The following is a 12,264-nucleotide window of genomic DNA, read 5'->3' as shown; positions in this document are numbered from 1 at the left end:
GTAGGGAATGGCACTGATACAGATGCTCGGCTTCGGGCCGGAAGGCTGGGGCGGCGTATTGCTGCTCGCGGCACTCATGACGGTTGCACTGACGCTCGCGGCGCTCGCGGTCGGCGCCGTGTTCGGCGCGCTGATCGCGGCGGCCAAACTATCGCGCTTTCGCTCGTTGCGCGTGATCGGCGACATCTACACCACGGTGTTTCGCGGCGTGCCTGAACTGCTCGTCATCTACCTGTTCTATTTCGGCGGCTCGACGCTCGTGACCACGATCGGTCAATGGTTCGGCGCGGACGGTTTTGTCGGCGTGCCGCCTTTCGTGATCGGCGCGCTCGCGGTCGGCATGATCTCGGGCGCCTATCAGGCCGAGGTGTATCGCGCGGCGGTGCTGGCGGTATCGCGCGGCGAACTCGAAGCGGCACGTTCGATCGGCATGCCGACTTTGACGATGGCGCGCCGTATTCTGATTCCGCAAGTGTTGCGCTTCGCGTTGCCCGGCATCGGCAACGTCTGGCAATTGAGCCTGAAGGATTCGGCGCTGATCTCCGTCACGGGGCTCGCCGAGTTGCTTCGCACGAGCCAGGTCGCAGCGGGTTCGACCCATCAGTACTTCACGTTCTTCGTGGTCGGCGGCGCACTCTATCTGCTGATGACCAGCATCTCGAACCGGGTTTTCAATCACGCCGAAGCGCGCGTGGGCCGGTCCTTCAAGCGCAACTTCGCGCGCAACTGACGGGAACGGGATCATGCATTTCGACTTCGACTTTCTCTACGACACGCTCAAGCAACTGCTTGCCGCCGTGCCGACCACGCTCGGGCTGTTCTTCTGTTCGCTGGTTCTCGGTGGGCTGCTGTCGCTCGTGATCGTGACGATGCGCGTGTCGCCGAACTGGCTGCCGAACCGTTTCGCGCGTGCCTATATTCTCGTGTTTCGCGGCTCGCCGCTGCTGATCCAGATGTTCCTCGTCTACTACGGCATGGGGCAATTCGGCGTGATCCGCGAGAGCTTTCTATGGCCCGTGCTGCGCGAGCCGTACCTGTGTGCCGTCTTATCGCTCGCGCTGTGCACGGCGGGATATACCGCTGAAATCATTCGCGGCGGTTTGATGGCCGTGCCGGTCGGGCAGATCGAGGCCGGTTATTCGATCGGCCTGTCGGGTTTCGCGCTGCTGCGCCGCGTGATCGGTCCGATCGCGTTGCGCCAGTGTTTGCCGGCTTATTCGACCGAAGCCGTGCTGCTCGTCAAATCGACTGCGCTCGCGAGCCTCGTCACGGTGTGGGAAGTGACCGGCGTCGCGCAGCAGATCATTCAGCAAACCTATCGCACGACGGAAGTCTTCATCTGTGCAGCGCTGATTTATCTGTTCCTCAATTTCGTCATCGTGCGCCTGCTCGGTTTGCTGGAAACACGCCTGTCGCGCCATTTGCGCGCCGCGCCGACGCAGGCCGCGCCCAGGCGCCCGGCCGCCGCACACACCGAAGCACGCAGCGAAGCACATCGGGCCGCGCCCTGAAGCGCCGCCCATCCCGGATGAATCTGGAGAACCCCATGAACGCTACGGCACCCGTTGCACTGTCGGTCAAGAACATTCACAAATCGTTCGGCGATCACCACGTGCTCAAAGGCATTTCACTCGACGCCCATCAGGGCGACGTGATCTCGATTCTCGGCGCCAGCGGCTCGGGCAAGAGCACGTTCCTGCGCTGCCTGAACCTGCTCGAAACGCCCGACGACGGCTCGGTCGCGCTTGCCGGCGAAGAGCTGAAGATGAAGCGCCGCGGCGACGGCAAGCTGCAACCGAGCGACCGCCGTCAGGTGGATCGGGTGCGCTCGCAACTCGGCATGGTGTTCCAGAACTTCAACCTCTGGTCGCACATGACGGTGCTGGAAAACCTGATCGAAGGGCCGATGCGCGTGTTGAAGCGCAGCCGCGCCGAATCGGTCGAAGAGGCTGAAGCGCTGCTGGCGAAAGTGGGCCTCGCGGAAAAGCGCGGCCATTACCCGGCGCATCTGTCCGGTGGTCAGCAGCAACGTGTGGCGATTGCGCGCGCCTTGGCGATGCACCCAAAAGTCATGCTGTTCGACGAGCCCACGTCCGCGCTCGACCCCGAACTCGTGGGCGAAGTGCTGCGTGTCATGCGCTCGCTCGCCGAAGAAGGCCGCACCATGCTCGTGGTCACGCATGAGATGGGTTTCGCGCGCCACGTATCGAATCGCGTGATGTTCCTGCATCAGGGCCAGGTGGAAGCCGACGGCACGCCGGACGAGGTTTTCGTCGAATGCAAGTCGGAGCGTTTCCGGCAATTCGTGTCGAGCCATCAGGACCGCAGCACGCACTAAGCCGCAGCACGAAGCAATTCCGCAATCCAACGAGCAGAGCACTACCATGGCCGTGATCCGTTCCGATCGTCCTCTCGACTGGGCTCAGGTGGCAGCGGTCGCTGCCGGCGAGCCGCTCGAGCTTTCCGCCGACGCGCGCGCGCGTATCGTCGCGGCGCATGTGCTGGTCGAACAGATCGTCGCGCGCGGGATTCGCGCGTATGGCGTGAACACCGGTGTCGGCGCGTTGTGCGACGTCATCGTTTCGCCGACCGAACAGCGCACGCTGTCGCGCAACATACTGATGAGTCACGCGGTGGGCGTCGGCGCGCCGTTGGGTGTCGCCGAAACGCGCGCGATCATGGCCGCGGCCGTCAACAATTTCGCGCATGGGCATTCGGGCATTCGTCTCGAAGTGGCAGACCAGTTGGTGGCTTTGCTCAACGCGGATTGTCTGCCCGAAGTGCCGGCCTTCGGCTCGGTCGGCTATCTGAGCCACATGGCGCATATCGCGCTGGTTTGCATCGGCGAAGGCCATGTGCGCTATCGCGGCGAACGGCTCAAAGGACGCGAGGCGTTGCAACGCCTCGGACTGGAACCGCTCGTGCTCGAAGCCAAGGAAGGCTTGAGTCTCATCAACGGTACGCCGTGCGTCACCGGACTCGCAGCGCTTGCGCTGGCGCGGGCCGCGCGTCTGCTCGACTGGACCGATATCGTTGCGGCGATGAGCTTCGAGAATCTGCGCGGCCAGCTCGCAGCGTTCGACGAAGATTCGCTGGCCTTGCGGATTTCGCCCGGCCTGAATCTGGTCGGCGCACGGATGCGCATTGCGCTCACCGATAGTGGCATTCTCGCGGCCGTAATCGGTCAACGCACGCAAGACCCGCTGAGCATGCGGACCATTCCTCACGTGCACGGCGCCGCGCGCGACGTGCTGACGGCCACCGCCGAAGTCGTCAATCGCGAGCTCGCGTCGATCACCGATAACCCGATCGTCGCCGGCACGCCGGACGACCCGCGCGTCTATTCGCAAGCGCACGCGGTGGGTGCGTCGATCGCACTCGCCATGGACAGCCTCGCCACCGCGATCGCGCAAGTCGCCGCGATGGCCGAACGGCGTCTCGACCGGCTAGTGAATCCGCTCGTGAGCGGCTTGCCGGCCTTTCTCGCGGAGCCGGGCGGCACCTGTTCCGGCTTCATGATCGCGCAGTACACGGCGGCCTCGCTGGTGGCGCAGAACCGGCGTCTTGCGCTGCCGGCCAGCCTCGATGGCGGCATCACCTCGGGGCTGCAGGAAGATCATCTGTGCCACGCCACGCCTGCTGCGCTAAAAGCACTGGAGATCATCGACAACGCCGGACGTATCGTCGCAATCGAACTGCTGGCCGCGGCGCAAGCCTACGACCTGCAAAGCATCGACGCGCCGAGCGCGCCGCACACGCATGCGCTCTGGCAACGCGTGCGCGGTGTCGTGCCGACTTACCGCGACGATCGCCCGCTCGCCGACGACATGAGCATCGCGTTTCGCATGATCGCCGACCAGGCGCCGCCGCCGTTGCCGAACCCAGGTCAGATTGGGCCGCGCCCGGCCACATCCGCTGACAACACTGGCTTGCTCGCACGCGCAACGGTCGCGAATCTCGCCGCTGCGAATGGTGTGCGTACGACGAAAGGTGGCATGGCGATCAACGACGCACAGGCTGCGGCCCACATGGCATGATGGAGACAAAGCCGGTGCGCGGGCTTATCCGTCGGCTAGCCGGTCAAGGTGTACAACTGGTCACCCCCGAGTACAACCGCGTACCACCCACGAGGTCGGAATGAATACAACTACACACGCGCAAACCGCGGACACCGAAGCACGCGAGCATCGCAACCCGGAGACGCCGGTGCGGGCCATGCCCGCTTACGAACAGATCAAGCGCTATGTCGTCAGGCGCATCAGTGCCGGCGACTGGAAACCGGGCGGCCTGATTCCGTCCGAAACGGAACTGGTCAAAGAGTTCGGCGTGGCGCGCATGACGGTGTCGCGTGCGCTGCGCGAACTCACCACCGAACGCGTGCTGACACGCGTGCAAGGCTCGGGCACCTTCGTGGCGCCGCAGCGCTATGAATCGACCGTACTGGAAATCCGCAATATCGCCGATGAAATCGCCGCGCGCGGTCATCGTCATTCGGCTGGCGTGCTGACGCTCGAACCCAGCGACGATCCTCAGGCGCTCGAAGCGCTCGGTCTCGTAAGCGGCCCGGCGTTTCACTCGTGCATCGTGCACAGCGAAGAAGGCGAACCGATCCAGTACGAGGATCGCTACGTCAATCCCAAGGTGTTTCCCGAGTACCTGCAACAGGACTTCACGGTCGAAACGCCGAATCACTACATGGTGCGGCTCGCGCCGATCCAGCGCGCCGATTTTCGCATCTACGCGCAAAAGCCCGACGCTTACGTGCGCCGGCATCTGGCGATGGAGATCGGCGAGCCGTGTCTGCAGCTATGGCGTCGCACGTGGGTCGGCGACGATGTGGCGACGTCGGTGCGGCTATGGCATCCGGCGTCGCGTTTTCATCTGGCCGGAAACGTCTAGCGTGGTTGGCGGCGGCGTCCGGGCAGTGCGTGTTTTTAGCCCTGACGCTGCGATAGATCCGGCGTGAAGCGGCAGCCGAGCCGGTAGCGCGAGCCAGGGTGGACGAAACGCGCGAAGGTCACCGCCACGCCGCTCGTCCACGTGCGACGCATCAGCGTGAGGCACGGTTCCTCGGGACGGATTTCGAGCAGATCGGCCTCGGCGCGCGTCGGCAGCCCCGCGTCGACCACATGCTCGACGTCGTGCGCCGGCACGATCTCGAACAGATATTCCGACGGCCGGGTCGCCGCAAAATCCTGCTGCAAAAACGCCGGTGCAATCGCCGGATTGACGTAGCGGTCTTCGAGTTGCACCGGCAATCCATTCTCGCGATGCACGCAGATCACATGAAACACCGACGCGCCCGGCGCGAGTCCTAACGCATTGGACACCATCACCGAGGCGGTTTCGCGTTGCGACAGCACCGTGTCGTAGCGGTATTCGTGGCCACGCGAACGGATTTCGTCGCCGATGTGGGCGATCATCAGCAGCGTGGATTGCGGCTTGGTTTGCGCGACGAAAGTACCGACCCCGGAGATGCGCGTAACAAGGCCTTCGTCGGTGAGCTCACGCAGTGCGCGATTCACCGTCATACGCGATACGCCGAGTGTCGCGACCAGGTCGAGTTCGGAGGGCAGGCGTTCGCCCGCCTGGCGCGCGCCCGAATCGATGATCTGGCGGATATGGTGCTTGACCTGCTCGTAGCGCGCGGCCGGCGCGTCGCGGGCGGCGGGCAGCGACAGGCGCGTGCTCATAACGGCTCCGCGCCCTCGGGTCCGCGCGCCCAGAAGGCGTTGCGGTCGAAGTAGTTCTGCAGGAACTGCCGCAAGCGAGGTTGCCCGGCGTCGTGAAAGACGTCGTGCGGCTTGCCCTGCACGGCGATGCGGCCCTGGTCGATGAACATGACCTTGTCGGCGACCTGTGCGGCGAAGCCCATTTCATGTGTCACCACCGCCATGGTCATGCCGTCGCGCGCAAGTTGCTTCATCACCTGCAGTACTTCGCCGACGAGTTCCGGATCGAGCGCCGAGGTCGGCTCGTCGAACAGCATGATGTGCGGCTCCATCGCGAGCGCGCGGGCAATCGCCACGCGTTGCTGCTGACCACCGGAGAGCTTCGCGGGATAGGCGTCGCCCTTGTGCGCGAGGCCCACGGTTTCGAGCATGCCGTTGGCGCGACGGCGTGCTTCGTCGCGCGACAGATGGCGTACACGCAGCAAGGCTTCCATTACGTTGCCGAGCGCCGTCATGTGCGGCCATAGATTGAATTGCTGGAACACCATGCCGACGTTGCGCCGTACGCGATTGATGTCGCCCTGCGAGGCGCGCACGCGTTTGCCGTTGCGTTCGCTATAGCCGAGCAACTCGCCTTCGATGCGCACGTCGCCCTGATCGTAGGTTTCGAGCGCGGCGAGGCAACGCAGCAGCGTGCTCTTTCCCGAGCCCGACGGACCGATGATGCACACCACCTCGGAGCGCGCGATCTCGAGATCGACGCCGCGCAGCACCTCGACTTCGCCAAAGCGTTTGCGCAGGTCGCGTACTTCGATCAGCGGCGCGCCAGGCGGCGTCGCGACGGCGCGGGTGGAAGCGGAGGAGGGCACGTCGGCGAGGGCGTTCATAAAAGTGTCCGGATTCCGTTCATGCCATGAAGCGTGCGATACGGGTTTCGGCCCACATGCCCACTCGCGAGGTCAGTTCGACCAGTGCGAGATAGCACACGCACAGCATCAGCAGTGTTTCGACGAAAGCAAAGGTGGCCGAGCCGATGCCGGTCAGCACGAAGGTGAGTTCCGGCACGGTGACGATGGACAGCACCGCTGTCTCCTTGCTCAAGACGATGATCAGATTCGTGAGTGCCGGCACGATCAGCACCAGCATTTGCGGCACCTGAATGCGCAGCACCGTTTGCCAGCGCGTGAGTCCAAGACAGGAGGCCGCTTCGAGATGACCCGGCGGGACGGATTGAAAGCCCGAGCGGAACGCTTCGGCGAAATACGCGCTGCCGTACAGCCCCAGGCCGAGCACGCCGGCCGTCATGGGTTCGAGCGTGAGACCGATCGACGGGCCGCCGTAATAAAGCAGGAACAGTTGCACCAGAAACGGCGTGCCGCGAAACAGTTCGATATAGAAGCGCAGCAGGCCGCGCACCCAGCGTCCGCAGAAGAGTTGCAGTACCGCGATCAGAAAGCCGATCAGGATGCCGATCGCCACGCCCGCCGCCCAGCTGCCGAGCGTCGTGGCAAGGCCTGCCGCGATCGGCTGAAGGTTGTGCGTGATGACGGTCGGATCGAGCTTTTGCATGGCGTGGGCTCTAGGTCGGTCAGGCGTGCTGCAGGCGGTATTCGGCGGCGTGCGCGACCAGCGCGAGTGCGCCGCAGATCACGAAGTAGATCAGCCCGGCCGCGAGATAGGCTTCCAGCGGCCGATAGGTACTGGCCGCGATGTTCTGCGCGGTGCGCGTGATTTCGGCGACACCCACCACGGAAATCAGCGACGACGCCTTGATGAGCAGCACCATTTCATTGACGAGCGACGGCAGCGTCAGACGGAATGCTTGCGGCACGAGAATGCGACGCAACATGTCGAAGGGCGAGAGCCCGAGCATGCGTGCCGCTTCGAGATGACCCGGCGCAATGCTGAGAAAACCGCCGCGCAGGATCTCGGCGATATACGACGCGGAGCAGAGCGACACGGCGCTGATCGCCGCCACCACCGGCGACACGTTGATACCCGCGAACGGCAGAAGATAGTAGACCAGCAGCAACTGCACGAGCATCGGCACGCCGCGAAAGAAGAACACATACGCGCCGCCGAACATGCGGGCCGTGCGATTCGGCGAAAGCCGCGCCGCGCACACGCCGATTGCCACGAAGAAGCCGATCAGCAGACCCGTCAGCGAAATGCCGATGGTGGCGAGTGCCGCGTGCAGCAGCAGCGGCAAGCCCTGGAGGAAGACGGTCGCGCTGAACATGGGTGGCGCAGTCGATAGAACGGGATGCGGCGATCAGTAGTTCGGCGTCGGCATGGTGGTCGGCGCGTCCATCGCCACACCGAACCATTTCTTCTGCAGCGTCGCAAGACGTCCGTCTTTATTCATCTTCACGAGCGCGGCATTGAAGGCGTCGGCGAGCGGTTTGCTGTCGGCGTCCTTGCGCAGGCAGTAAGCGAAGTAGACCTTCGCGCCGAACGGCGGCTGCACCACGGCGAACGCTTCCGGACGCTGCTTGGCCACATACGCGATGTTGGTCATCGAGTTGGCGACGGCCGCGATGCGGCCAGCCGCAAGGTCGGCGTAAGCCTGATTGTTGTCGACGTATTCGCGGATTTCAGGCGGCTTCGGCAAGGTGGCGACGTAGGTCTTCAGCTGATCGAGCTGCGCCGAACCTTTGCCCGCGCCGACCGTCTTGCCGGCAATGTCCGACGATTGCTTGACCGACGCATCGTTCGCGCGTTTGAGCAGCGCGTCGGTGGCGTCCGCGATCGGCAGCGTGTACGTGTAGCGCTCCATGCGGGCCTTGGTGACCGTGAGCGGGCCGCCGACCATGTCGAACTTGCCGGCTTCGAGACCCGGCAGTACGCTCGGCCACGGCAGGTCGATAAAGCGCACCTTGACGCCCATTTCCTTGCCGACTTCGGCGAACAGGTCCTTGTTGAAGCCCGCTTGCTGACCGTTTTCGAGGAAGTCGAACGGCGCGAATTGCATCTCGGTGCCGACCACCAGTTCGCCGGCTTTCTTCACTTTGGCGAGTTGATCTTCGGCGTGTGCGGCGACGCTCGTCGCGCACAAGGCCAGCATAACCAGACGACACTTCCAGCCTGCAAGGATGCTCATGGGATTCTCCAGTTGGCAAAGCGGTGCCGCGCAAAAAACGGTTCACAAGCCGGGCTCGGCGCGAGTCATGCGAGGCAGTATATACCGCGTTTTTTACGCGAAATAAATAAACGCGCGGGTAGAGAAAAGCCCTGGCGTGCAGGCTCGTCCTGCAACTTGCGGTAGCGCTTTTGGCGGTATATACAACTGCAAGGCGCGAGTGCGATCCTCTCCTTGCAGACGGTCGTCGCAGCACTTTCGTCAGTGGATAGACCCGGCACTTCCAGGAGCTACACGATGTCCATGACCCGCATTCCGATCATCGATCTCGCCGGCGTGGGCGCGGGCGATCCGCAGGCCTTGCAACGTGTGGCGGAGCAAATTCGCGAGGCGTGCACCACCATCGGCTTTTTCTATATCGTCAATCACGGCGTACCGCAAACGACGATCGATGCAGCGGCCGCGGCGGCGCGCGGTTTCTTTGCGTTCCCAGCGGAAACGAAACGGCGCGCGGCGGTCAATCATCGGCATCGCGGTTTCAATGCGCTCGGCGACGCCACCATGTACCAGGCCAGTCGTCCCGACTACAAGGAGTTCTTCAGCATCGGCCTCGAGTTGCCCGAGGACGATCCGGACGTGCTGGCCGGTCAGGCGCTGCGCGGGCCGAACAATTGGCCCGACTTCATGCCGTCCTTGCGTCCCGCGCTTCATGGCTACTATGAAGCGGTTGCTGCGTGCGGTGCCGACCTGTTGCGCGCGGTCGCGCTGAGTCTTGGTGTCGATGAACATTTCTTCGCGCCGCGCTACGCCAAACGCATGCAGCGCACCCAGATGGTCTTCTATCCGCCGCAGCCGCCTCAACCGGACGACGATCAGTTCGGCGTCGCGCCGCATACCGACTACGGTTGCATCACTTTGCTGTGGCAGGATCAGGTGGGCGGCCTGCAGGTGCGCGAGATCGCCAACGACACGTGGGTGGATGCGCCGCCGGTCGAAGGCAGCTTCGTCGTGAACGTGGGCGATCTGCTGGCGCGCTGGACCAACGACCGTTTCCGTTCCACGCTGCATCGCGTGATCAATGCATCGGGGCGCGAGCGCTATTCGATCGCGACGTTTTATGATCCTACCTACGGCGCGCTTGTCGATCCGCGTGAATTGGGCACGAGCGACGCGGATCTCAAGTATCAGCCGGTCGCCGCGGGCGACTATATCCTCGGTCGGATCAACGACTCGATGGGTTATCGCAAGAAGAAAGCACTGGAAGGCACGCAAGGAACTCCCGCATGACAGATAACAACCCGGCGATCGGCGCAGCGCCGCTTGCCTCGACGCTCGATGCATTGCGCGCGGCACTCGGTGACGACGCGGTGCGCGTCGGCGAACAAATTAGCGAACGCGCGCTGACCGACTGGACGCGTCACGCACCAACCCGGCCAGCCGCTGTGCTATTGCCGCGCAGCACGCAAGACGTGGCGCGCGCGCTGGCGATTTGCCACGCGGCGCATCAACCGGTGGTCCCGCAGGGCGGCATGACCGGCCTCGCGGGCGGCGCGATCGCTCGCGCTGCGGATATCGCGTTGTCGCTCGAACGCATGAGCGGAATCGAGGAACTCGACGCGGCCTCCGCCACGCTGACCGTTCTGGCCGGCACGACCTTGCAGGCGGCCCAGGAGGCCGCCGCGGAAGCCGGCTTCGAACTCGCGCTCGATCTCGGCGCGCGCGGCTCGTGCCAGATCGGCGGCAATCTCGCGACCAACGCGGGCGGCAACCGCGTGATCCAGTCGGGCACTGCACGCGATCAGGTGCTGGGGCTCGAAGTGGTGCTCGCCAATGGCGACGTGCTGACTTCGCTCGGCAAGATGGTCAAGAACAATACCGGCTACGACCTGAAGCACTGGTTCATCGGTTCCGAAGGCACGCTCGGCGTGATCACGCGCGCGGTGTTGCGGCTTCATCCGCAGCGGGCGGCGCGGCACACGGCGCTGGTCGCGCTCGACGGTTACGACGCGGCGGTGAGCTTGCTACGCCGTCTGGCGACGCGCTTTGGCAATGACATCGGTGCGTTCGAGATCATGTGGCCGGACTTCTACGATTTCGGCGTGAAGCTGACCGGTACGCGTTCGCCGTTTGCCGACGCGCATCCGCTGTACGCGCTGATAGAACACGCGAGCTTCGATCCGGGCGATGACGGCGAGCGCTTTTCCGCCGCGCTGACCGAAGCGCTCGACGCGGGCGCGATCCGCGACGCGGTGATCGCTCAATCGGTCGCCGATGTGCGAGCGTTGTGGGCGATTCGCGAATGCACGGCGGAGTTTCCCGTGCGGCTCGATGCGATCAACTTCGACGTGAGTCTGCCGATCGGCGGGATCGGCGCGTTCGTCGACCGTTGCCGCGCCGCGCTCGATCAGCGCTGGCCCGGCAATGCGTCGTATTTCTTCGGGCATATCGGCGATTCGAATCTGCACGTGACGGTGGACGGCCATTCGATCCCCGGCGTCGATCATCATGCGGTCTACGCGTTCGTGTACGAGATGCTTGGGCCGCTGCATGGATCGGTGTCGGCCGAACATGGCATCGGGCTGCTCAAGCGCGCGTTCCTGCCGATCTCGCGCTCGCCCGCGGAGTTGGCCGCGATGGCCGCGATCAAACGCGCGCTCGACCCGCATGGCATCCTGAATCCGGGCAAGCTTTTTTGATGCTATCTCAATGCGTTGTCACCGAGTCCATTCCAGTGGAGCGGACGTCGGCTTGCGCGGCCGGCGAGGCCAGATAGTCGAGCAGCGCCTTCGCTTCCTGCGGATGCGGTGCGCCCACCGGAATGCCGGCGGCGTAACGTGTCACGGATTGCACCGACTCCGGAATCTTGCCGACGAACGAAGCGCCGGGCACCGGCAATAATTCGCTGACCTGCTGAAAGCCGACTTCATAGTCGCCGTTGGCCACCACCGAGGCCACCGGGATCTTCGGAATCATCTTCGCCTTGCCCTTCACCTGATCCTCGATGCCCAGCCGCTTGAACAGCTCGCGTTCGATATACACGCCACTTGCGCTGTCGGAATAGGCAATCGACCTCGCGTGAAGCAGGGTGTCCTTCAGCGCCGCCACGGAACTGATATCCGGCTTCGCTGCGCCGTCGCGCACCGACATGCCGATGCGCGAATCGGCCAGTTCGACGCGCGAGCCTGGAATGACCTTGCCTTGCTTGATGAGATCGTCGAGCGCGTAACCGACCATGATGACCACGTCCGCGGGTTCGCCGCGTTCAAGCCGGTTCGGAATGGCTTCGGGCGATTTGCCCATCGACGGCCCGAGGATGGTGTCGAGCGTGTTGCCGGTGGATTGCGTGAACCTGGGGCCGAGCAGTTTGTAGGCGGCGGTGAATCCGCCTGAACTCATGACGCGCAGCTCGGCTGCCTGCACGGTTGGAGTGGCGACGGCGCAGCCCAGCAAACCAGCGGTGAACAGCGGCAGGAAAAAGGATTTCATGAAATTGAACGTGACGGTCGAATGGAA

Annotated in this window: 13 protein-coding genes; 7 read left to right on the top strand and 6 right to left on the bottom strand. The window is 64.0% G+C overall.

Annotated elements, in window-relative coordinates:
- The first annotated feature begins 7 nt into the window (after window positions 1-7).
- The 5 genes from FQ705_RS00905 (at window position 8) to hutC (FQ705_RS00885) (ending at window position 4,899) form a co-directional block, all read left to right on the top strand.
- Window positions 8-730: an ABC transporter permease gene (locus FQ705_RS00905; protein ID WP_144137589.1), complete on the top strand. Its 723-nt coding sequence runs from the start codon at window positions 8-10 to the stop codon at window positions 728-730.
- 13 nt (window positions 731-743) lie between these two features.
- Window positions 744-1,511, top strand: coding sequence for an ABC transporter permease (locus FQ705_RS00900; RefSeq protein ID WP_144137588.1), 768 nt, complete (start codon window positions 744-746; stop codon window positions 1,509-1,511).
- A gap of 35 nt (window positions 1,512-1,546) precedes the next feature.
- The gene (locus FQ705_RS00895; protein WP_144137587.1) at window positions 1,547-2,338 is read left to right on the top strand and encodes an ABC transporter ATP-binding protein; all 792 of its coding nucleotides are present in this window, start codon (window positions 1,547-1,549) and stop codon (window positions 2,336-2,338) included.
- A 46-nt stretch (window positions 2,339-2,384) separates the two neighbouring features.
- Window positions 2,385-4,037 (top strand): histidine ammonia-lyase, encoded by a 1,653-nt coding sequence (gene hutH / locus FQ705_RS00890; RefSeq protein ID WP_144137586.1) that lies wholly within the window; start codon window positions 2,385-2,387, stop codon window positions 4,035-4,037.
- A gap of 100 nt (window positions 4,038-4,137) precedes the next feature.
- Window positions 4,138-4,899 (top strand): histidine utilization repressor, encoded by a 762-nt coding sequence (gene hutC / locus FQ705_RS00885; RefSeq protein WP_260854353.1) that lies wholly within the window; start codon window positions 4,138-4,140, stop codon window positions 4,897-4,899.
- 35 nt (window positions 4,900-4,934) lie between these two features.
- Here the strand turns inward: hutC (FQ705_RS00885) and hutC (FQ705_RS00880) are convergent, their stop codons facing one another.
- The 5 genes from hutC (FQ705_RS00880) to FQ705_RS00860 are packed head-to-tail and all read right to left on the bottom strand — an operon-like array spanning window position 4,935 to window position 8,772.
- A complete protein-coding gene (gene hutC / locus FQ705_RS00880) occupies window positions 4,935-5,693 on the bottom strand; it encodes a histidine utilization repressor (protein ID WP_144137585.1) in 759 nt (252 codons plus the stop codon).
- Window positions 5,690-6,559, bottom strand: coding sequence for an amino acid ABC transporter ATP-binding protein (locus FQ705_RS00875; RefSeq protein WP_144137584.1), 870 nt, complete (start codon window positions 6,557-6,559; stop codon window positions 5,690-5,692). The genes hutC (FQ705_RS00880) and FQ705_RS00875 overlap by 4 nt, the downstream gene beginning before the upstream one ends.
- 19 nt (window positions 6,560-6,578) lie before the next feature.
- Complete coding sequence (locus FQ705_RS00870; protein WP_144137583.1) at window positions 6,579-7,241, bottom strand: amino acid ABC transporter permease; 663 nt, start codon at window positions 7,239-7,241, stop codon at window positions 6,579-6,581.
- A 19-nt stretch (window positions 7,242-7,260) separates the two neighbouring features.
- Complete coding sequence (locus tag FQ705_RS00865; RefSeq protein WP_144137582.1) at window positions 7,261-7,911, bottom strand: amino acid ABC transporter permease; 651 nt, start codon at window positions 7,909-7,911, stop codon at window positions 7,261-7,263.
- Window positions 7,912-7,944: 33 nt separating this feature from the next.
- A complete protein-coding gene (locus FQ705_RS00860; RefSeq protein ID WP_144137581.1) occupies window positions 7,945-8,772 on the bottom strand; it encodes a transporter substrate-binding domain-containing protein in 828 nt (275 codons plus the stop codon).
- A 276-nt stretch (window positions 8,773-9,048) separates the two neighbouring features.
- Between FQ705_RS00860 and FQ705_RS00855 the strand changes: the two genes are divergently transcribed.
- Complete coding sequence (locus tag FQ705_RS00855; protein WP_144137580.1) at window positions 9,049-10,038, top strand: isopenicillin N synthase family dioxygenase; 990 nt, start codon at window positions 9,049-9,051, stop codon at window positions 10,036-10,038.
- Entirely contained in the window at window positions 10,035-11,447 is a 1,413-nt protein-coding gene (locus FQ705_RS00850) for an FAD-binding oxidoreductase (protein WP_144137579.1), read from the top strand. The genes FQ705_RS00855 and FQ705_RS00850 overlap by 4 nt, the downstream gene beginning before the upstream one ends.
- A gap of 7 nt (window positions 11,448-11,454) precedes the next feature.
- Here FQ705_RS00850 and FQ705_RS00845 read toward each other — a convergent pair whose 3' ends face one another.
- Window positions 11,455-12,237, bottom strand: a complete 783-nt coding sequence (locus FQ705_RS00845) for a substrate-binding domain-containing protein (RefSeq protein WP_144137578.1) — start codon at window positions 12,235-12,237, stop codon at window positions 11,455-11,457.
- Between the last annotated feature and the right edge of the window lie 27 nt (window positions 12,238-12,264).

Source organism: Paraburkholderia sp. BCC1884 (assembly GCF_900996225.1).
Lineage (GTDB): Bacteria > Pseudomonadota > Gammaproteobacteria > Burkholderiales > Burkholderiaceae > Paraburkholderia.
Note: the sequence above shows the minus strand (reverse complement) of the source record. Positions and strands in the feature narration are given on the sequence as shown.

Coding starts and splice junctions, on each gene's coding strand:
- hutC (WP_260854353.1), top strand. CDS start 4,138: ATGAATACAACTACACACGCGCAAACCGCGGACACCGAAGCACGCGAG.
- FQ705_RS00860 (WP_144137581.1), bottom strand. CDS start 8,772: ATGAGCATCCTTGCAGGCTGGAAGTGTCGTCTGGTTATGCTGGCCTTG.
- FQ705_RS00900 (WP_144137588.1), top strand. CDS start 744: ATGCATTTCGACTTCGACTTTCTCTACGACACGCTCAAGCAACTGCTT.
- FQ705_RS00895 (WP_144137587.1), top strand. CDS start 1,547: ATGAACGCTACGGCACCCGTTGCACTGTCGGTCAAGAACATTCACAAA.
- FQ705_RS00850 (WP_144137579.1), top strand. CDS start 10,035: ATGACAGATAACAACCCGGCGATCGGCGCAGCGCCGCTTGCCTCGACG.
- FQ705_RS00870 (WP_144137583.1), bottom strand. CDS start 7,241: ATGCAAAAGCTCGATCCGACCGTCATCACGCACAACCTTCAGCCGATC.
- FQ705_RS00845 (WP_144137578.1), bottom strand. CDS start 12,237: ATGAAATCCTTTTTCCTGCCGCTGTTCACCGCTGGTTTGCTGGGCTGC.
- FQ705_RS00905 (WP_144137589.1), top strand. CDS start 8: ATGGCACTGATACAGATGCTCGGCTTCGGGCCGGAAGGCTGGGGCGGC.
- FQ705_RS00875 (WP_144137584.1), bottom strand. CDS start 6,559: ATGAACGCCCTCGCCGACGTGCCCTCCTCCGCTTCCACCCGCGCCGTC.
- hutC (WP_144137585.1), bottom strand. CDS start 5,693: ATGAGCACGCGCCTGTCGCTGCCCGCCGCCCGCGACGCGCCGGCCGCG.
- FQ705_RS00855 (WP_144137580.1), top strand. CDS start 9,049: ATGTCCATGACCCGCATTCCGATCATCGATCTCGCCGGCGTGGGCGCG.
- FQ705_RS00865 (WP_144137582.1), bottom strand. CDS start 7,911: ATGTTCAGCGCGACCGTCTTCCTCCAGGGCTTGCCGCTGCTGCTGCAC.
- hutH (WP_144137586.1), top strand. CDS start 2,385: ATGGCCGTGATCCGTTCCGATCGTCCTCTCGACTGGGCTCAGGTGGCA.